Genomic DNA, 19,296 nt, shown 5'->3' with positions numbered 1-19,296 from the left:
ATGGCTTCCTTTCGTATGCGCCGCCTGACCCCGTGGGTGGTGGCCGGTTTCGCGCTGGCGGGCGGCGGCGCGTTGGCCGCGCATCATTTCACGTTGCCCTATGGACAGCCGGTCAATGTCACCTTTGGCAAGAGCGAACCGGCAGGCACCAGTGAAACAGACCTGATGCTGGGCAAGGCCGATTATGCGCTGCAATATTGCTGCGCAACATCGACTCGGCTGGTGGCCGATCCGCAGAACCCGGCGCGGACGGTGCGCGAATTCCATGTCGCTTCGGGCGAGCCTCTGGTCAAAGGCAACCACCGCGCCGAGCTGCGCCTGCGCCCCAACGCGCTGGGACAAGAGGTGTGGTATCGCATTTCGGCCTACATTCCCGCAGACTGGGTGCCTTCATCGCGCCATTCGATCATCTTTCAATGGCATGGATCGCGCGATGTCCTGCTGCTTGAACCAGGCAAATATCCCCCGCTCGACATAGGCATCGAGGGCGATCACTGGACAATCCACAAGAGCTGGGACGACCGCATCGCCACCCCGCCCCATGGCGCCGTGCAGGGCATCAGCCAGATCGGTCAGGCCCCCCTTGCCACGGGCCGCTGGCAATGCTGGACAATCAGCGCCTTGTGGTCCAGCACCGGTCAGGGCCGCCTGCGCCTGTGGCTGGGCGACCGGATCGTCACCGACGACAAAGGCCCCAATGCCCATCGCGACTATCTGGGGCCTTATCTCAAGGCCGGGATCTATGAATCGAGCTGGCACTATGACGGCGCTGATCCGAAAGTGGCCGAGCGCCGCGTTCTGATCGGCCCCATTCAGGTACGCTATGGCCCCGATCCTTTCGGGATGAGCAGCCACCGCCCCGATCCGTCCTGCCGCTGATCCTTCTTTTTTCCGAAAGCCGTATTCCGGATGCTGTTCTTCACATGGCCCTTCGCGGTCTTCTTTGCGCTGTTCTATCCGGCGTTCCTGATGCTGCGGCGGCGGGTCAGGGCGCGCAACGTGCTGCTGATCGTGGCGGCCTTCATCTTTTACGGCTGGTGGGATGTGCGTTTCACCACGCTGCTGGCCTTCACGGTCGGGCTCGATTACCTGAGCGCACTGGGCGCGGCGGGGCGGCGGATCACACGCGATCAATGGGCCAAAAGCTGCCTGTTTCTGGGCGGGGTCGGGCTGGCGGCGCTGGCGGCCAACCATGGGCGCCAGTTGGCGCTGATGACTCTGCCGGTGCTGGCCGCGCTGCTGCTCTATACGGCGCTGACCTTTACGCTGAACCGGATCGAGGATGAGACAACGCGCCGGCGGCGCTGGCTGCATGCCTGCGTGATCGTCAATCTGGCGGTGCTGTGTTTCTTCAAATACATGAACTTCTTCGGGGAATCGCTCGATCATGCGCTATCCGCGCTGGGTGTGCATCTGGGCTATGTCTCGCTGGCGATCATCCTGCCGCTGGGCATCTCGTTTCACACGTTCCAGTCGATCGGGCGGACCATCGACGTCTCGCGCGGGCGGCTGGAGCCTTCGGACGATTTCATCGAATTCGCCACCTTCCTCACCTTCTTCCCCCAGATCCTGGCCGGCCCCATCGAACGCGCCAGCCACATGCTGCCCCAGTTCCGCCATGTGCAGACGATCAGTTGGACGCTGGCCCGACAAGGCATCCTGCTGTTCCTGTGGGGCCTGTTCAAGAAACAGGTGGTGGCCGACAATCTGGCGGTGCTGGCCAATCCGGTGTTTCATGCGCCCCACGGCCTGTCCTCGGGCGAATTGCTGGTGGGCGTGCTGGCCTTCAGTGTCCAGATCTATGGCGACTTTTCCGGCTACAGCGATATGGCGCGAGGCCTTGCCGCACTGATGGGCTTTGATCTGCGGATAAATTTTGCCCTGCCCTATTTCTCGCGCACACCGTCCGAGTTCTGGCGGCGGTGGCATATCAGCCTGTCGCAATGGCTGCGCGACTATCTCTACATTGCGCTGGGCGGCAATCGAGGCGGGGCGTGGAACACCTGCCGCAACCTGATGCTGACGATGGTGCTGGGCGGGCTGTGGCACGGGGCGGCGTGGACCTTCATCGTCTGGGGTTTTCTGCATGGCCTCATTCTGGTGCTCTATCGCGTGGCGCGGGTGGACGATTACGTGTTCCGGCCTGACCGCACATGGTTGCGGGGGCTGGCGGCATGGGCCGTGCTGATGCCGCTGATCGCGCTGACATGGACCTATTTCCGCGCCAATGGGGTGGAAACGGGCAATGCTATCGTGGCGGGCATTCTGGGCCTGCATGGTCTGGCGCAGGGGCCTTGGGCCAGTTTCGCCTTCTATGCGCTGCCGCTCTTTGCGGTCGAAGGCGCGATGCGCCTGGCCGAGGATCGCAGCTTCGCCTTCGTCCGGCTGCCCTTTTTGCTGCGCTATACCGCCGTCGTGCTGCTGGTGCTGGCCAATCTCGTGCTGGTGGCCTCGGCGGGCCAGCAATTCATCTATTTCGATTTCTGACAAGCGGGGCGCTTTTTCATGTCATCCTCCCTGTTGGGCCGGATCGCCCGGATCGCGGCGCTGGCCCTGTGGACCGCGCTGGTCGCCGAGGTCTTCGTGCGCCTTGTCGCGCCGCAAGCCTTGATGCCGCGCTATGTCACCGGCACGCCATCGGGCATTCGCGGCAATATCCCGAACGCCACCTATTCCCATGTCACCCCAGAGGTCGATGTCACCTATCGCATTAACTCGCAGGGGATGCGCGATGACCGCGACTATCCGCCGACCACGCCGCCGCGCACCTGCCGCATCGCGCTGTTCGGCGACAGCTATACGATCGGTTACGAACTGCCCCTCGCGGCAACCTATGCCAAGCGCCTGGAGGCCCTGCTCTCGCGCCCGGATCGCCCGGTCGAAGTGCTCAACTTTGGCGTCTCGGGCTTTGGTACGGCCGAAAACCTGCGCGCCTATGAAAGCGTCGGGCGTCGGTTTCACCCCGATCTGGTGCTGATGCAGTGGCAGGTTACAGATTATGACGACAATTCGCGCGCCGGGCTTTACCGGCTCGACGGCGATCATCTGGTGCCGGGCCGCGCGACCTATCTGCCGGGCGTGGCGGTGCAGGACCGGCTGATGCGCTGGCGGCTCTATCGCCTGCTGACTGATCACAGCCAGTTCTACAATTTCGCCCGCGAACAGATCGGTTGGCGCGGCAAGCAATTGCTGGCCCTGTTCAGCAAGAAGCAGGCCGCCACCGCGCAGGATGGCGGCGAGGTTGAGAATGGCGATTATGCGATCAGCCCGGCCCAGATCCGCCTGTCGGGAGCGCTGCTGCTGCACGCGCGCGATGTGGTGCGCGGCAATGGCGCCCAGTTTGCGACCTTCGACATACCCAACCGCGATCTGACCTCATCCTACGCACTGCTGCCCACAGCTGTGCAGCAGCAATTGCCGCCTATCTCGCCGCTGGCCGATTTTCGCGCCGCCGCCGCGCACGGCGAGCATCTGTTTTACACCACCGGCGCACGCCATTTCACCCCGCTCGGCGCCGATAAGATGGCCCGCGCCATGGCGCATAGGATCGAGCAGGACCGCTTGCTCGCCTCCTGCCGCGCCGCCTCCTGATTTTGGAAAGCCCACCCCATGTTCAGCCGCCCCTTGCACGGCCTTCGCGGTCTGGCCACCTTCATGGTGCTGTGCGCCCATGTCTCCTTCGGCTTTTACGACCATTTCTATCATGACGACCCCTTGCTGGCCGCCGTCATGCCGCGTCTGGCCAATCTGGGCACCTATGGCGTCGAACTGTTCTTCGTCATCAGCGGCTATGTCATCACGCAAAGCTGTCTGAAATACAGCCCCGGCGAATTTGCCGGACGGCGCTTCATGCGCATCTATCCGGTCTTTGCGCTTTTCACCCTGTTCTATTTCCTCGCCAATCGCGCGCTGCACATCGCGCCCGACCGAGGATCGACCACCGACCTGCTCGCCAATCTGTTCTTCCTCGACATCTTCGCCGGCACCCAGGCGCTTAGCCCCAATGCATGGTCGATCACGCTGGAAGTCTGGTATTATATCTGCACCTATCTGGTCATCGACGCCTTTATCCGGCGGCGTGATACCTTTCATCCGGTGCGCGCGCTTTGCGCCGTGGCGCTCTCTTTGCTGGTGCTGACCGCCTATGACATCACCGCCTATTTCATCGGCGGCGTGGTGCTCTATTTCATGGCCAGCAAGATGGAGCGTCCCCTTGCTCCGCGTCGCAATCTGCCTTTTGTGCTGGCGCTCGGGGCGATCCTCATCATTGCCACCTTCTTCGATTTCGACCCGCGCTCCTATTTCTCGCAGACAGGCCTGCAACTGATCGCACTGGCGCTGCTGGCCGCCACGCTGGTTGCTGTCCATGATGTTCTCGACGAGCGCAACCCGCTGGCCCGCCTGCTGATGAGTCGCCCTTTCACCTTTCTCGGCACGATCAGCTACTCGCTCTATTTGACTCACCCCTATGTCTACATGGCGCTGCGCATGGCCGGACACAGGCTGCATGTCGAACGCCTGCCATGGGCGCTGACCATGCCGGTCTATCTCGTCCTCGCGCTGGGCCTGTCGCTGGCGGGGGGCTGGGTGGTCCATCGGCTGGTGGAAACCGTTCCCTATCGCCTTGCCTATCGCAACCGCATCTATCGCGCGGCCTGATCGGCCGTGCATTCCCATCATGAAAGGACGCCCGACGTGAACACCGCACCCGCGCCCGAACTCTCCATTCTGCTCATCAGCTGGAACACAAGGCAGATGACGCTGGACTGCATCGCCTCGGTCTATGAACAGACCCATGACACCAGCTTTGAGATCATCGTTCTGGACAATGCCTCCTCGGACGGCTCGGTCGAGGCGATCCGCGAGCAATTTCCCGATGTCGTGGTGATGGCCGAAACGGTCAACCACGGCTTTTCGGTGGGCACCAATCTGCAGGTGCCGCAGGCCAAGGGCGAAAAGATCCTGCTGCTCAACACCGATACGGTGGTGCTGGACCGGGCGATCGACAATCTGATGGCCTTCAGCCGCCGTGAGCCGCAGGCGAAAATCTGGGGCGGGCGCACGCTGTTTGGCGACCGCTCGCTCAACCCCACTTCGTGCTATGGCCGCCTGACACCGTGGAACCAACTGAGCCAGGCGCTGGGCCTTACCGCGCTGTTTCCGCGCTCGCCCTTCTTCAACCCCCGCGCCTATCCCGGATGGCTGCGCGACAGCGAGCGGCGGGTCGATATCGTCACCGGCTGTCTGCTGCTGATCGAAAAGCGTTTCTGGGAGCAGCTTGGCGGCTTTAACGCGGGCTATTTCATGTATGGCGATGACACAGACCTTTGCGCCCGTGCGATCCGTCTGGGGGCCAAGCCGATGATCACCCCTTCGGCCACCATCGTCCATTACGGCGGCGGCAGCACACGCAGCCATACGCGCAAGATCTGTCAGATCTCGGCCGCGCATATCGCCATCATCAAACAGCATTATCCATGGGGCTGGCGTAATTTCGGCGCGGCCACCATCGTGGCCAATGTGCTGATCCGCCGCGTCGGCTACGGGCTGGCCGCAAGGCTGCGCCCGGCCCGCTTTGGCGAAGTGGCGGCCAACTGGCGCGCGGCATGGGCCCAGCGCGAGGAATGGCGCTACGGTTATCCCTCGGGCAAGGCGGCCGGGTGACCGGCCATGGGCCAGACCGGGCCTGCTGCCGCGATGTGCGGCATCTATCTGCTGGTGGCACTGCTGGCCGCGCTCAACGCCGGGCGGCGGGGCGGGCCGCATGGCGGGCGACTGTGGCGTCGGATCGCCGCACTGATGGCGTTGCTGGCGTTCTGGCGGCTGCTGGGCGCGCAGGGCTGGATGATCCAATGGCTGCGCGGATGGAGCCAGGCCGCCGCGCTCTATGACCAGCGGCGGCTGGTGCAGGTGCCGGTGCTGTATCTGACGCTGGGAGGGCTTTATCTGGCCTGGCGCCGGTGGGGCGGATCGCTGCGCCGGGGGCGGGCGACAACCGCATGGGTGGCCGCCATGGCGCTTGCCGGTCTGGCAGTCATGCGCGCGATCTCGCTGCATGGCACCGATGCCATTCTTTATTACCCCATCGGCCCGCTGCACCTGCATCACATCATCGACCTCGCCCTGACCGTTACGGTGGGCGCCTGCGCGCTTTTGGCCCGGCTGCGTCCATCGCCGCAGCATCGCGCCAGACTCTATTGATAATCGGAACTTCATCCATGTCCCGACAGAATGGCTTTGGCGCGCTGCGCCTGATGCTCGCCCTGCTTGTTATCCTGAGCCATGCGCCGGAAATGGCTTATGGCGACCGCCATCGCGAAATCCTGACCAGCCTCTTTGGCACACTCAGCTTCGGCGATCTGGCCGTCGATGGCTTTTTCATCATCAGCGGCTATTTGATTTCGGCCAGCATGCTTTCGAACAGCAAGGGTTTTCTGCGCCGCCGCTTCGCGCGCATCTATCCCGGCTTTGTGGTGGCCAGCGCCTTCTGCCTGTTCATCGTGGGGCCGCTCGGAGGAGCCGATCTGAACGCTCTGCGTCCGCAGGAATGGGCGATGGCAGTTTTGAACATAGCGCGACTGCGCCCGCCGCAATTGGATGATGCCTTTGCCGGATCGCATTATGCCGCCCTCAACGGTTCGATGTGGACCATCCGTCTGGAATTCGCCTGTTACCTGCTGACCTGCCTGCTGGGTCTCGTCGGCATGCTGAGACGGCCCCGCCTGATGCTGGGTCTCACCGGCATGCTGGCGCTCACCCATATCTGGGCGCAGGGCCATCCGCTGCCAAACACGCCAAAGGTGGTTGTCGCGCTACTGGGCAAGCCCGAAGATCTGGTCCGGCTCACACTGGCCTATATGGCGGGCAGTTGCTTTCGCCTCGTGTCGCCCGCTTTCAACGGCAGGGTGGCACTGGCGGGGGCGCTCGTGCTGATCCCGGCAATGTTCTCCCATGCGCTCGCCGAAACGGCGCTGGTGCTGCTGGGGGGCTATGGGCTGCTCTGGCTGGCGTTTGGCATCAAGAACCCGCTCTTCCTGCGGATCAATGCCAGAGAGGACATCTCCTATGGGGTCTATCTCTATGCCTGGCCCATCGGCAAGCTGCTGTTCCATTATGCGCCGGGCATGAATGTCTGGCTCAATGCCGCCGTAACGGCCTGCCTCGCGCTGGTGGCGGGCTGGATAAGCTGGAAGCTGGTGGAACAGCCCGCGATGCGTCTGGGTCGAACGCGGCCCTCAGGCCCACAAACCCCCTTGGCCACCCCAAGCCCCCAATTCAGGACCCTGCCTTGATCAAAGATCTGCTCTTTCGCGCAAAATTCTTCCTGCGGCGCAAACGGCAACCCTTCGACCCATGGGTGCGCGAGGAATTTCGCCGGAAATACAATATCGATGTCGGCCTCTATTCCTATGGCTGCTTTGATCGCTGGCGGATTCCGGGGCCTTTGCGGATCGGACGCTATTGCTCGTTTTCCAAGACCTGCCGGGTGGTCGATGCCAATCACGATCTCGATGCCCTCACCACCCATCCTCTCGTCTATGAGGCGCGTTTCGGCGTGGTGGAGGATAATACGATCCATGCCGAAACGCTGGTGATCGAGGATGATGTGTGGATCGGCCATCATGCGATTATCCTGCCGGGATGCAAATTCATCGGGCGCGGAGCAGTGATCGGAGCGGGCTCTATCGTCACGCGCGACGTACCCGCCTACAGCGTGGTGGCAGGCGTGCCTGCTCGCCTCATGCGGATGCGCTTCGATCCCGAAACCATCGCCGCCATCGAGGCCTTGCGCTGGTGGGAAAAGGATCTGCCCGCGCTGGCCGAGATCTGGCGGCGCGACAAACGCGCCATCCTGCATCCCGATCCGGCCAGTCTGGCCGCATTGAACCCCTGAGCATCCCCCTCAACCCAACCACAGGAAAGAGGACCCATGCGCCCCACCTCATTCGGCCTGCTGGACGAAGAGCGCCCCGGCATCATCCGCCCCGCCGCCCCGCCCCGCCTGACACCTGCCCCGGCCGTGCCGCCCCGATTGCCCCCGATGCGGCAAAGGAGGCTGCAATCCTATCTGGCGCTGATGTTGGGCGATGGGCTGGCCATTGTGCTGGGCTATGCCGGAGCCGCACGCCTCGCCCCGCCGCCCCCATTCCATGCCATCGTGCTGGTGCCGATCTACTGGACCATCGCACTGCTCCTGCCCGCCTATGCGCTGGCCACGCTGACCAATCGCCTGCTCGCACCGGGCAAGGCCATCGCCGCCTTGCTGATGGCCCATGCCGCGCTGTTGCTGGCCCATTCGGCCACGCTGCTGAGCCATGATGCGCCGCATCGGGGCAATGATGTGCTGGCGGTGGGCGCGGGGCTGGGGCTGACGATGGCGCTGATGATCGCGCTGCGGCTGATGCTGCGCCCGGTTGTGCGGCGCCGGTGCGGCACCCATGCGCAAAATCTGCTGATCATCGACGATGGCGGCGAAGTGCCCGCCATCCCCCATGGCGTTTGCATCAATGCGCAAGATCATGGCCTGCGCCCCGATCTGGCCGATCCGCATATGCTTGACCGCCTTGGTCGCTATATGGAGGGAATGGACCGTGTGCTGGTCTCCTGTCCGCCGCGCCGACGCGAGGCATGGTCGTTAGTGTTCAAGAGCGCCAATGTCTCGGGCGAAATCCTTGATGCCGATGTGCGGATGCTCGATGTGCTGGGTTCGCGCCGGGGGGCCGATTACGGCGCGCTGGTCGTATCGATCCAGCCTTTGTCGATGAGCCAGCGCGCGACCAAGCGCGCCTTTGACGTGGCGGTGGCGGGCATGGCCATTCTGGCTCTGGCGCCCTTGCTGGCGGTGGTCGCCTTGCTGATCCGGCTGGGCGATGGCGGGCCGGTGCTGTTTGTGCAAAACCGCACCGGGCGCAACAACCGCTTCTTTCCCATCTATAAATTCCGCTCGATGCGGGTGGAGCGATCCGATGCCATGGGCGCGCGTTCGGCCAGTCGCGACGATGACCGCATCACCCCCGTCGGACGCCTGATCCGGCGCAGCAGCATTGATGAATTGCCGCAACTTTTCAATGTTCTGCGCGGGCATATGAGCATTGTCGGCCCACGCCCCCATGCCATTGGCTCGCTGGCAGGCGAGCAATTGTTCTGGGATGTCGACCGGCGCTACTGGCTGCGCCATGCGGTCAAGCCGGGGCTGACCGGGCTGGCCCAGATGCGCGGCCTGCGCGGGGCAACCCAGACCGAAAACGACCTGACGCGCCGCTTGCAGGCCGATCTGGAATATCTGGATGGCTGGACCATCTGGCGCGACATGGCGATCATCCTTGGCACTTTGCGCGTGCTGATCCACGCGCGGGCCTTTTGACGAAGGAGGACCCAATGACCATCAGAACCACCCTGTTTGCCCTGGTTGTCGCGGCCTCCTTCGCCGCGCCCACCCTGTCTTTGTCGCAACCGCCCGTGGCACCCTCGGCTACGGCCGACTTGGCTGGGCTGATGGTCGATCCGGTCACCCCGCTCAAGACCAGGATCATGGGTTATACTGTGACCAGTTTTCCCAAGAGTCGTTGATTCTGGTGATTCTTATTGCGGCGCGGAATATTATTTTCTCAATTCTTTTAAAGACCTGTTCTTGGCATATTTGCCCCTTTTCGCACTCACCGCATAACCCGAAAGACTACGCACTAAACCGAGGGCGCAATAGCCCTGCACCCTCATTGTCCATTACTTTGCCACCCGGATGCCACAATCATCGCAGGCCCTTACGCGGCCCTGTCGATGAAGCTCGACGATTTTGAGCCAGGCGGATGGAGATGTCTTGTTCAATTTGCGTAAGCTGACGGCGACGGTCGCCTTTTTCTTGTCGATTGGCGCCCATGATGGGGCCAGCGCCCAAGGCAATGCTGTATCCACCGGAGTAACGAGCACTGCGGCCAATAATGGAGCACGTAACGGGGCCGTCATCGCCACGGTCAACGGTATCCGGATCTTTGACGAGGATCTCTCGCGCCGCCTTCAGGAAGAACACGGGCCCACCCGCGTTTCGCAGGACGTGCGCCTGCAGACGCTCAAGACCATGATGGCCGAGGTGGCGGTCGATGCCGCCTTTGGCAAGGCAATCAGGAGCGACCCCCAGTTGCAGGCCGCGCTGGAATCCCAGCGGCGCAAATTCGTGCTGGCCGCCTATGACAGCAGCCGCCTGCAAGGGGTGGAGGTTTCCCCGCGCGAGGTGGACGATTTCATCGCCGCCCATCCCGATTATTTCGCCGGGCGGCGCACCTATCACTATTCGCGCGCCGATCTGACCGCCTTGACCCCCAATGCGCAGGCCGAAATGACCAGCCGCCTGCCTGAATGGCGCAAACAGGCCGGGATGACCCCCGGCGAGTTTCAGCTCAATCTGGTCTGGGCGCAAAATCCGGCCTTTCGCATCGGCATGTCGCGAAATTGGGACGGCAGCGAACAGATCCAGCCTGAGGATCTGGCCGTGCTGAAGCAACTCGACGCCGCACCCGGCAAGGTCAGCGTGCAATGCAAGGGCGAGAGCTGCCATCTGCTGGTGCTGCACGGCGCCTATGCCGATCCGGTCGATCCCTCGCTGCTGCGCGAGGCGCTGGCAGCCCAGCTTCGGCAGGTCAAATCGGCGCAGGTGATCGAGCGGGCCAATGCCGAACTGCTGGCCCGCGCCGATGTGAAGGTCGACGATGCCGCCATGGCCGCAGCCATGGCGCGCGCCTCCTCCTCGCTGACCCGTGATGAAAATCCGATGCGGCGGCGACTGATCTGGTCGGCCCAAATCCTGGCCCTGCTGGGGTCGGTAGCCTGCGCGGTGCTGATCTTTACCAAGCAGAACGACAAATATCGCACGCCCTCCTATCTCGTGGTCATCAGTTATGAACGCTATGTGCGCATCACCTGCGCGCTGCTGCTGCCCTTGGGCGTGGGCTTTTTGGGGCTGGTGGTGTTGGGAGCCAACCCCATGGTCAGGCCGGCCATCGACACGCCCGTGATCGCCGGCCTGACCCTTTGCGCGGCGGGTCTGGCGGTAATGACATGGCGTCATGCACGCGATCTGCGCCTTGCGATGCGCCGCCGCCGCTATGGCCTGGTGCTGCTGCTGGCCGCCCAGGGCGCCTTGCTGGCCAGTGTGTTCTGATGGGGCGGGCCTCTCTTGAAAGCACGCCTAAATCAAGCATGGCGGCCACCGCCACATCGAGCTTTGCCGCCCATGCTCCGCGCATCCTGACCGCGCTGGGCCAGATCGCGTTGCTGGGGCTGGTCGTGTTGGCCTCGGACACGAAATATGCCAACCCCAACCTGTCGGGCAGTCTGCTGCAACAGGTGCTGACGTGGCTTCCCGCTCTCATTCAAGGGCTGGTGCTGGGCGGAGCGGCGGGGCTGGTCCATGCGGCCATGGGCGATGCGGGATTGATCGGGCGCGTGCTGAATGCCCCGGTGCCGCGCGCTCTGGCGCTGGGGCATGGCGCTATCGGCCTGATGCTGGTGGCCGGATCGGTGATAAGCCCGCCGCTGATGGCGCTCGACACATCCGGCCTGAACGCGGCCCAGTTGTTCTATCTGGCCGCCCCGGCGCTGTGGCTGGCCTATCTGGCCACGGGTTGGCTGGTCGCGATCCCGGCCGGGGCGCTTGATGGCGGGCGGCGTCTGGGCGACATACTCGCGCTTTGCGGCGCCATCACGCTGGCAATGTTCGCGTGGCATTATGTGGACCGCACGCAAAGCGCCAATTCCTATGCGATCACCGACGCCTGCGTCACCATCGCCTCTTGGTTCAGCCTGCTGGCGGGCAACCCCATCCACCCGATCGGCATCAACGAGCGGGGATGGCCGCTCTATCAGACCGGCGACATTACCGTGTCGATCGCCCCGTCCTGCGCCGGGATCGAGGGGCTGTTGCTGACCACCGCATTGCTGCTCACGCTGGTCGCGCTGGAGCGCCGCCGCCTGTATGTGGGCCGCGCGCTGGCGCTGATCGTGGTGGCGGCAGGGTTGACCTTTGTCATCAACGCGCTGCGTCTGGCGATGTTGTTTTATATTGGCGATCACTGGTCGCCGCAAATCGCGGTCAACGGGTTTCACAGCAATTTCGGCGTGCTGACGCTGGTGGTGGTCTGCGCCGGTTTTACCATGGCGATCCGCCGTTTTGCCAGTCGGACGCCGGTTGACGGTCAGACGCACGCGCAGCAAGTGGCCCCTGCCCCCGCCTATGCTCCCGCCCCAACCGGGCATCACAACATTCGCCTGATCGTGCCGCAAATGGCGATGATCGCCTGCCTGCTGCTGCTGGGGCTTATCTCGGGCGAATTCGACTGGCCCTATCCGATCGGCGTCATCGTCGTGGGTGCTGTGCTGTGGCGGATGAAAGATCTGCGTCCGCTGGCCGGGTGGCAGGTCACGCCTTTGCCGGTGCTGGCCGGGCTGGTCGCCTTTGCCCTGTGGATCGCGCTGGTGCCTGCCGATCCGCTGGTCTCGGCCCGTTTCGAAGATACGCTTTTCGGTGTGCCCGTTGTGGCAAGCTGTCTCTGGCTGGCGTTTCGTCTGGCCGGATCGGTGCTGCTGGCGCCGCTGGTGGAGGAGATGGCCTTTCGCGGCTTTCTGCTGCCCTGGCTGGCGGACCGCGCACAGATCACCCTTCCCCGCCCGATCGCCCGCGCCGGCGCTTTGCTGGCAACGTCGATCGTCTTTGGCCTGGTGCATGCAGACGTTTTGGCGGGGATTGCAGCAGGCCTGGTCTATGGCGCAGTCCAAATGCGCCGTGGCCAATACGCCGACGCAATACTGGCGCATTGTGTGACCAATTCATGCCTGTGCCTGTATGCCCTATCCACCGGCCAATGGAATTACTTGTAATTCCCCCGGCCAACCACCCAACCATCGGGAGATTTTCATGAAAAATGGAATCTTTGCAAGGCTGGCGGCGCTGTTTTTCCTGGCGCTTGCTGTTGCCTTTCCGTCGATGGCGTCGGCAGCAACCACACCGCTGTTTGACTTCACCGACTACACCTACTCGCGTAATACCTACAACAACAAGACCGCGCCGCTCTCGTCGACCGATACTCTGATTTCGGCGGCGGCCACCAAGACCAACGCCAGCAGGAGCTCGGTCACGGGCGTCAGCTATACGGCGCTGGCCAACGGGTTGTTCAGCTTCGATTATTCGGTGGTGACCAACTCGACCTCGGCGGTCAATTATACGCTCAACTTTGTGGTGAACGGTGTTTCGACGGCTCTTACCGGCTCGTCGGGCAACTATTCGTACAATCTGAGCGAAGGCGATACGTTTGGCTGGCTGCTGACCTATACCAAGGGCAGCACCAACTCGACGGCGACCCTGAACATCACCAACTTCACCACGACCGTGGCCGCGCCGGAAATCGACGGCGCCAAACTGCCGCTGGCGTTGTTGCTGATGGTCCTGCTGCTTATCGCAGGCCGTCATCGCATGAAGGCAAAGGGTCTGGCCGCCTGATAGGGTGACCTGCTCCTTGCACGACATGTCTGTCTGAAGAGGGCATCGCGGGGGTTATTCCCTTGCGGTGCCCTTTTTCCTTACTGGGACTTTTCATGATCAGAACCCGCCTCGCCTGCCTGCTGGCCCTTGCCGCCGGCGTATCATGCACGGTGTCCGGCCCATCGCCCGCCGCATCGCGCGGATGGCGCCCCGACAGCCCCCGCCTCGGCATCAACCTGTCTATGCTGGGTAGCCCCTTTCCCGAAATCCCCTTTGTCGATGTGTTCAAGCAATTCGATCCGTGGATCATCCGGGGCACGGCCTTTCGGGGCAAGACCACGCTGGCCAATGGCTGGATCACCGAGCTGGCCGAAGGGCAAAGCGCCCATGCCTGCGCCTTTCAGCGCTTTAATCAGGGGCATTATCCGGCGGGCCTCTACACGGTGCTCTATGACGGGCGCGGCGAACTGACCGCGCGGGGCAGCCTGCGGATCGTGGAGGACCGCCCCGGCCGCCTGCTGATCGATGTCACGCCCAGCGCCGATCCGGCCAAAAGCGGCATCTGTCTGGTTGAAAACGCCACGGCGCCCGATGACCCCATCCGCAACATCCGCGTCATCCTGCCCGGTTTTGAACAGACCTATCGGCGCGATCCCTTCTATCCGCCCTTTCTGCGCGCGCTCAAACCCTTTGGCACGATCCGGTTCATGCCATGGGCCGGCATCGCGCGATCCGAAGTGGTGGAATGGGCCGACCGCCGCCCCGCCGATTACGCCACGCAGGCACTCAGCTTTTCACCCACGACCGAGCCAGTGACGCGCACCGGCGTGGCGTTGGAATATCAGATCGCTCTGGCCAACCGGATGGGGGCCGATCCATGGCTCAACGTGCCTGTCCGCGCCTCGGACGATTACATCCGCCAGATGGCCACCTATGTTCATGCCCATCTGCGCCCCGACCTGCATCTTTATATCGAATTTTCCAACGAGATCTGGAACGGTCGCTTTGCCTCCGACTATCGCTATGCCCGCGAAATGGGCGCGAGCATGGGCCTGGACAGCAGGCGCGATCAGGCCAATGCCGGGCTCTATTGGTATGCCTTGCGCGCCACGCAGATGTTCGACATCTGGAATGCAGTCTATGGGCGCGACGCGCGCAAAATCGCCCATGTCATCGCCGGACAGCAAAACTGGCCGCGCGAGGCCGAGATCATCCTCTCCTATCGCGACACCTATCGCCGGGCCGATGTGCTGGCGGTGGGCGGCTATGTCTCGCCCTATCCCTATCGCGACATGGCCAAGCCTGAAACCGCCGCCCAGATCGCCACGCACACCCCGGCGCAGGTGCTCGACAGCCTGAACACGGCGATCGCCGCATCGGGCGCATCCATCGCCATCCACCGCGACATCGCGCGCCGCTATGGTCTGGGAATGGTCGTCTATGAAGGCGGCACTGATTTCGAAACAGGCATGGTTCCAAACGCGTCACGGGCCAAAATCGACGCCCTGTTCGCCGCGGCACAGGCTGATCCGCAGATAGGTCCGGCCTATCGCCGCCTCCTCGACATCCAGTTCGCGCAAGGGACCACGCTGTTCAATCACTTTTGCGATGTGATGCCGCCCGCCGCCGGGGGCCATGGCCTGCTCAACTGGCAGGACCAGCCGTTGGCCACCTCCGTTAAATATCAGGTGCTCAGCGGCTATTTCGCCCGCAAGCGCTGAGCATCAGTTGCGCCCTTCGGCCTCCCACGCGCTGCCCAGACCCAGCCGGGCATAATCGGGCTGGGCCACGGCGGGGCCGCGAAAGCGGGGGGCCGAACGGGCGGCATCGCGCGCCGTTTCACGCGCCGGGCTGCCTGCCGCGGGGGTCCGGGGCGCGATGCGATTGTCCATGACGAAACCTTTCCTTGGAACGGCCCGCGCTCGTGCAGGCTGCTCGCTGTGCAAAAGGAAAGTCTAGAATTCATGGCTTTGGGGACAATCAGGCCCATCGCCAAAGGGATAAGCCCAAAGGGCTAATACCCCTGCCCTGCGGTTTAGATGCCGGGCTGGATAGAGAATGCGATCCTGTTTTATGATGCCAAGCCGCCAGATCATGCGCTGATGCCGACCTGGCGGATCGTCCCGCAGGGAAAATCACATCACCTTAAACGCGCTATAAGCGCCAGAATAGCCTTCGCCGCTAGCTGCCGCGCAGCAGTCATCGAAGGTCCCGGACGCCCCCGCGATCAGATTCAGCTGCGTCTGCATACCCGTCATCGCTTGAATCTGGCCATACACAACATCCTCCATGTTGCCCCCGTCCCGCCCACCAAATACAAGGGCCGCCGCCTTGTCGGCGAGGAGTGTTGAAATCACATGAGCCAGTTCTGGAGTCCGTTGGTCCACTGCCTGTCGCCCTATGTTCCGGGCGAGCAGCCGCGCGTTGAGGGCCTCATCAAACTCAACACCAATGAATTGCCCTTTGGCCCCTCGCCCGCCGTGGCGGGGGCGATTGAGGCAGCGGCGCGGGAGGGTTTGCAGCTCTATCCCGATCCGCAGTCAGGCGCTTTGTGCGAAGCTTTGGCGGCCTATCACAGGGTGCCGCGCGATCATGTGTTCGTGGGCAACGGCTCGGACGAGGTGCTGGCCCATGCCTTTGCCGGTTTGCTCAAGCATGACGCCCCGCTGCTGTTTCCCGACATCACCTATAGTTTCTATCCCACCTATTGCCGCCTGTTCGACATTGCCTATGAAACGGTGCTGCTCGATGGCGCAATGCGGATCTCGGTCGAGGACTATCGCCGCCCGGCCGGAGCCGTGATCCTGCCCAATCCCAATGCGCCCACCGGGGTCGGTATCGCTCTGGAGGCCATCGAGCAGCTGCTGGCCATGCATCCCGATGCGCCGGTGGTGATCGACGAGGCCTATGTTGATTTCGGCGCGCAGAGCGCCCTGCCCCTGATCGCGCGCCATCCCAACCTGCTGATCGTGCGCACCATGTCAAAATCGCGCGGGCTGGCGGGCCTGCGGGTCGGCTATGCGCTGGGCCAGCCTCATCTGATCGAGGCGCTGGTGCGGGTGAAGGACAGTTTCAATTCCTATCCCCTCGACCGTCTGGCGCAAGCAGGGGCGCTGGCCTCACTGGCCGACGAGGATTATTTTCAGCAAGGGCGCGCAGCGATCATCGAAAATCGCGCGCGGCTGGTGACGGGGCTGGAGTGCCTTGGCTTTGCCGTCCTGCCCTCGCAGGCCAATTTCGTTTTTGCCCGCCATAGCTCGCGCGGCGGGGCGGAACTGGCGCAGGCCCTCCGGGCGGAAAAGATCCTCGTGCGCCATTTCAACGCGCCCCGGATCGATCCATTCCTGCGCATCACCGTGGGCAATGGCGATCAGGTTTCCGCGCTGTTGCAGGCGCTGAAGGGCATCCTGAGCCGTTAAATCCCCTGCCAGACATCGGCCATCAGGCCCCGCAGCCATTGCGAGACCTGATCGGCATCGCCATCGCGCCGCCAGCACAGCGTCACCTCATAGGGTTCGAGCGCCAGCGGCGGTGCAAAGGTGGCCAGCCCCGTCGAGCGCGCAAGCGCCAGCGCCGCATGGGTGGGCAAGGTGGCGATCCAGCCCGACCCCTGCAGGAACGGCGGCAGCGCGGCAAATTGCGTCAGCGCGGTAATCACCCGCCGCTTGCGCCCCAGAGCCTGCAATGCCTCGTCAATGAGGCCGCTGCGCCCGGAATAGGACACAAGCACATGCGGCAGCGCGATATAGCTCTCTACAGTCAGCGGAGCGGCATTGGCAAACGGATCGGCAAGCGGGTCGGCAAGGCATAGGTAGGAGGACTGGCCAATCGCCTGACAACGGATCGCCTGCCCGCGCCCCTGCGCCCTCCCCCCGGCGATCATCGCCATGTCGATCTCGCGCGATTCCAGCATCGCGGCCGCCGTCCGGCTGTTGCATTGGCGAAAGATCACCGAGGCTTGCGGCGCCTCGGCCAGCAGGCGGCGGACCAGCGCGGGGCCGCAGGCCAGCATGAAATCATCCGACATGCCCACCACCAGCGCCCGCGCCACGCCCTCGGGCACAAAGGGCGACAGCGGCGTCAGGGCCTCGCTCATCCGATCCAGCGCAGCGCTCAGCACCGGGGCCATGGCAATGGCGCGCGGGGTCGGCTCCATGCCCATGCGCGTGCGCACAAAGAGCGGATCATCGGTGATCGCCCGCAGCCGCGCCAGCGCGCCGCTCACCGCCGACTGGCTCAGGTTCAGGCGGATGGCCGCGCGCGACACGCTGCGCTCCTCCCATATCGCCAGAAAGCTGGTGGCGAGGTTGAGATCGAGACGAGCAATATCGTTCAAACCGATAATCTTCTTCATGAAATGCGGTTTGCCCGATGATGGGTCTTTGCGTCAAACTGTACCGGCCACTTCGCAAAGGATATTTCATGCGCCAGCATCGCGTCGCCGTCGTTCAGGCCGGCAGCCAGTTGTTCAACACCCCCCTCACCCTCGAACGCATGGCCGCCCATTGCGAGGCGGTGAAACAGGAAGGCGCGCAACTGGCCGTATTCCCCGAGGCCTATATCGGCGGCTATCCCAAAGGGCTGGATTTCGGTGCAAGGATCGGCACGCGCACGCCCGAGGGGCGCGAGGACTATCTGCGCTACTGGCGCGCGGCCATCGAGGTGGATGGGCCGGAATGCCGTATCATGGGCGGCTTTGCCGCTGAGATGAAAGCGTATCTGGTGGTCGGCGTGATCGAGCGCGAGGGGACCACGCTTTATTGCTCGGCACTGTTTTTCGGACCTGATGGCGCATTGATAGGCAAGCATCGCAAGCTGATGCCCACGGCCAGCGAACGTCTTGTCTGGGCGCAGGGCGATGGCTCCACCCTGCCCGTCATTGAAGCGCCTATGGGGAGGATCGGTTCGGCAATCTGCTGGGAAAATTACATGCCGCTGCTGCGCCAGACGATGTATGCCAAGGGCGTCGATCTGTGGTGCGCCCCAACCGTCGACGAGCGCGAGATCTGGCAATCCTCGATGCGTCATATCGCCTATGAAGGGCGGATGTTCGTGCTGAGCGCCTGCCAATATATGACCCGCGCCGATGCGCCCAAGGACCATGCCGGTTTTGTCGAGATGGCTCAGGATACGGAGTTGATAAAAGGCGGCAGCATGATCGTCAGCCCGATGGGCGAGATTTTGGCCGGGCCTCTGCGCGGGCGTGAGGGCGTGTTGGCCGCAACCATCGATATGGAGGATGTGGTGCGCGCGCGCTATGATCTGGATGTGGCGGGCCATTATGCGCGGCCCGACGTGTTTTCACTGCATCTCGATGCTGCGGCAAAACCGCATCTGCATAAGGTCGCCTCAGCCTAAACGGTCGCCAAGCCGCGCGATCAGATCCATCTTTTCATGCAGGATGGCCAAAATAAGCGTTAGCGGTGCGAGAGCCCCACGTTGACGCTGCTGGTTATCGGATTTCGACGTTTCGGGCGCCGCCGATGCGGACGTGAAGCATCTCGACCAGCTCTGGAACGACCTTCCATGACTGAGCCAGGATTTCGTCGGCCTGGCCACGTAGTGCGTTCTGGCGTTGATCCTCAGGCATCATTGTCGTGCAATGGCCGAGGATGGGGGCCAGTGGGTGGCCGATTTCCGGATTGGATATGCAGCAGATAGCGCGGGTACTCGGCCCGATCCTGCCCGGCCTCGAAGGCCACTTTCTCATGCTCGCGCGCGAGGGTGGGCAGCTTGAGGGCCTTCAGGTGGTTGGTCAGCAGCACAGAGGGCGGCAGACTGCGAGCATTTTGTTTGACATAAAACTATAATTAAGCCAATGTGCG

The 19,296-nt window shown here is 63.2% G+C and carries 20 protein-coding genes; 16 read left to right on the top strand and 4 right to left on the bottom strand.

Features of this window, described 5'->3' with window-relative positions:
* The 14 genes from FHW96_RS19150 (at nucleotide 1) to FHW96_RS19085 (ending at nucleotide 15,192) form a co-directional block, all read left to right on the top strand.
* The gene (locus tag FHW96_RS19150; protein ID WP_172342190.1) at nucleotides 1-879 is read left to right on the top strand and encodes a polysaccharide lyase; all 879 of its coding nucleotides are present in this window, start codon (nucleotides 1-3) and stop codon (nucleotides 877-879) included.
* Nucleotides 880-909: 30 nt separating this feature from the next.
* Nucleotides 910-2,487, top strand: a complete 1,578-nt coding sequence (locus FHW96_RS19145) for an MBOAT family protein (protein WP_172342189.1) — start codon at nucleotides 910-912, stop codon at nucleotides 2,485-2,487.
* A gap of 18 nt (nucleotides 2,488-2,505) precedes the next feature.
* Nucleotides 2,506-3,591: a hypothetical protein gene (locus tag FHW96_RS19140; RefSeq protein WP_172342188.1), complete on the top strand. Its 1,086-nt coding sequence runs from the start codon at nucleotides 2,506-2,508 to the stop codon at nucleotides 3,589-3,591.
* A gap of 18 nt (nucleotides 3,592-3,609) precedes the next feature.
* Complete coding sequence (locus FHW96_RS19135; RefSeq protein ID WP_172342187.1) at nucleotides 3,610-4,659, top strand: acyltransferase; 1,050 nt, start codon at nucleotides 3,610-3,612, stop codon at nucleotides 4,657-4,659.
* Between the two features lie 36 nt (nucleotides 4,660-4,695).
* Nucleotides 4,696-5,664: a glycosyltransferase family 2 protein gene (locus tag FHW96_RS19130; RefSeq protein WP_172342186.1), complete on the top strand. Its 969-nt coding sequence runs from the start codon at nucleotides 4,696-4,698 to the stop codon at nucleotides 5,662-5,664.
* A 6-nt stretch (nucleotides 5,665-5,670) separates the two neighbouring features.
* Nucleotides 5,671-6,201 (top strand): hypothetical protein, encoded by a 531-nt coding sequence (locus FHW96_RS19125; protein ID WP_172342185.1) that lies wholly within the window; start codon nucleotides 5,671-5,673, stop codon nucleotides 6,199-6,201.
* A 17-nt stretch (nucleotides 6,202-6,218) separates the two neighbouring features.
* Entirely contained in the window at nucleotides 6,219-7,292 is a 1,074-nt protein-coding gene (locus tag FHW96_RS19120; protein ID WP_172342184.1) for an acyltransferase, read from the top strand.
* Nucleotides 7,289-7,894, top strand: a complete 606-nt coding sequence (locus FHW96_RS26600; protein ID WP_216650971.1) for a CatB-related O-acetyltransferase — start codon at nucleotides 7,289-7,291, stop codon at nucleotides 7,892-7,894. The genes FHW96_RS19120 and FHW96_RS26600 overlap by 4 nt, the downstream gene beginning before the upstream one ends.
* A 36-nt stretch (nucleotides 7,895-7,930) precedes the next feature.
* Entirely contained in the window at nucleotides 7,931-9,364 is a 1,434-nt protein-coding gene (locus FHW96_RS19110) for a sugar transferase (RefSeq protein ID WP_253951078.1), read from the top strand.
* A 14-nt stretch (nucleotides 9,365-9,378) separates the two neighbouring features.
* A complete protein-coding gene (locus FHW96_RS19105) occupies nucleotides 9,379-9,570 on the top strand; it encodes a hypothetical protein (protein WP_172342183.1) in 192 nt (63 codons plus the stop codon).
* A 247-nt stretch (nucleotides 9,571-9,817) separates the two neighbouring features.
* Nucleotides 9,818-11,155, top strand: a complete 1,338-nt coding sequence (locus FHW96_RS19100) for a hypothetical protein (RefSeq protein WP_172342182.1) — start codon at nucleotides 9,818-9,820, stop codon at nucleotides 11,153-11,155.
* Between the two features lie 38 nt (nucleotides 11,156-11,193).
* Nucleotides 11,194-12,870: a CAAX prenyl protease-related protein gene (locus FHW96_RS19095; protein ID WP_172342181.1), complete on the top strand. Its 1,677-nt coding sequence runs from the start codon at nucleotides 11,194-11,196 to the stop codon at nucleotides 12,868-12,870.
* Nucleotides 12,871-12,907: 37 nt separating this feature from the next.
* Nucleotides 12,908-13,489, top strand: coding sequence for a hypothetical protein (locus tag FHW96_RS19090; protein WP_172342180.1), 582 nt, complete (start codon nucleotides 12,908-12,910; stop codon nucleotides 13,487-13,489).
* Between the two features lie 95 nt (nucleotides 13,490-13,584).
* On the top strand, nucleotides 13,585-15,192 hold the full coding sequence (locus tag FHW96_RS19085; RefSeq protein ID WP_172342179.1) for a hypothetical protein: 1,608 nt from the start codon (nucleotides 13,585-13,587) through the stop codon (nucleotides 15,190-15,192).
* A 3-nt stretch (nucleotides 15,193-15,195) separates the two neighbouring features.
* Here FHW96_RS19085 and FHW96_RS19080 read toward each other — a convergent pair whose 3' ends face one another.
* Complete coding sequence (locus tag FHW96_RS19080; RefSeq protein WP_172342178.1) at nucleotides 15,196-15,363, bottom strand: hypothetical protein; 168 nt, start codon at nucleotides 15,361-15,363, stop codon at nucleotides 15,196-15,198.
* 243 nt (nucleotides 15,364-15,606) lie between these two features.
* Nucleotides 15,607-15,828 (bottom strand): hypothetical protein, encoded by a 222-nt coding sequence (locus tag FHW96_RS19075; protein WP_172342177.1) that lies wholly within the window; start codon nucleotides 15,826-15,828, stop codon nucleotides 15,607-15,609.
* On the opposite strand from FHW96_RS19075, the gene hisC reads away from it, so the two are divergent.
* A complete protein-coding gene (gene hisC / locus FHW96_RS19070) occupies nucleotides 15,829-16,890 on the top strand; it encodes a histidinol-phosphate transaminase (protein ID WP_172342176.1) in 1,062 nt (353 codons plus the stop codon).
* Here hisC and FHW96_RS19065 read toward each other — a convergent pair.
* Nucleotides 16,887-17,825, bottom strand: a complete 939-nt coding sequence (locus FHW96_RS19065) for a LysR substrate-binding domain-containing protein (protein ID WP_216650970.1) — start codon at nucleotides 17,823-17,825, stop codon at nucleotides 16,887-16,889. The two genes, hisC and FHW96_RS19065, sit on opposite strands and share 4 nt — an antisense overlap.
* A 68-nt stretch (nucleotides 17,826-17,893) precedes the next feature.
* On the opposite strand from FHW96_RS19065, the gene FHW96_RS19060 reads away from it, so the two are divergent.
* The gene (locus FHW96_RS19060; protein WP_172342175.1) at nucleotides 17,894-18,829 is read left to right on the top strand and encodes a carbon-nitrogen hydrolase family protein; all 936 of its coding nucleotides are present in this window, start codon (nucleotides 17,894-17,896) and stop codon (nucleotides 18,827-18,829) included.
* Between the two features lie 224 nt (nucleotides 18,830-19,053).
* On the opposite strand, the gene FHW96_RS25990 is transcribed toward FHW96_RS19060, so the two are convergent.
* Entirely contained in the window at nucleotides 19,054-19,236 is a 183-nt protein-coding gene (locus tag FHW96_RS25990) for a hypothetical protein (RefSeq protein WP_216650969.1), read from the bottom strand.
* Nucleotides 19,237-19,296: the final 60 nt, after the last annotated feature.

It is taken from the genome of Novosphingobium sp. SG751A (assembly GCF_013149295.1).
GTDB lineage: Bacteria > Pseudomonadota > Alphaproteobacteria > Sphingomonadales > Sphingomonadaceae > Novosphingobium.
Note: the sequence above shows the minus strand (reverse complement) of the source record. Positions and strands in the feature narration are given on the sequence as shown.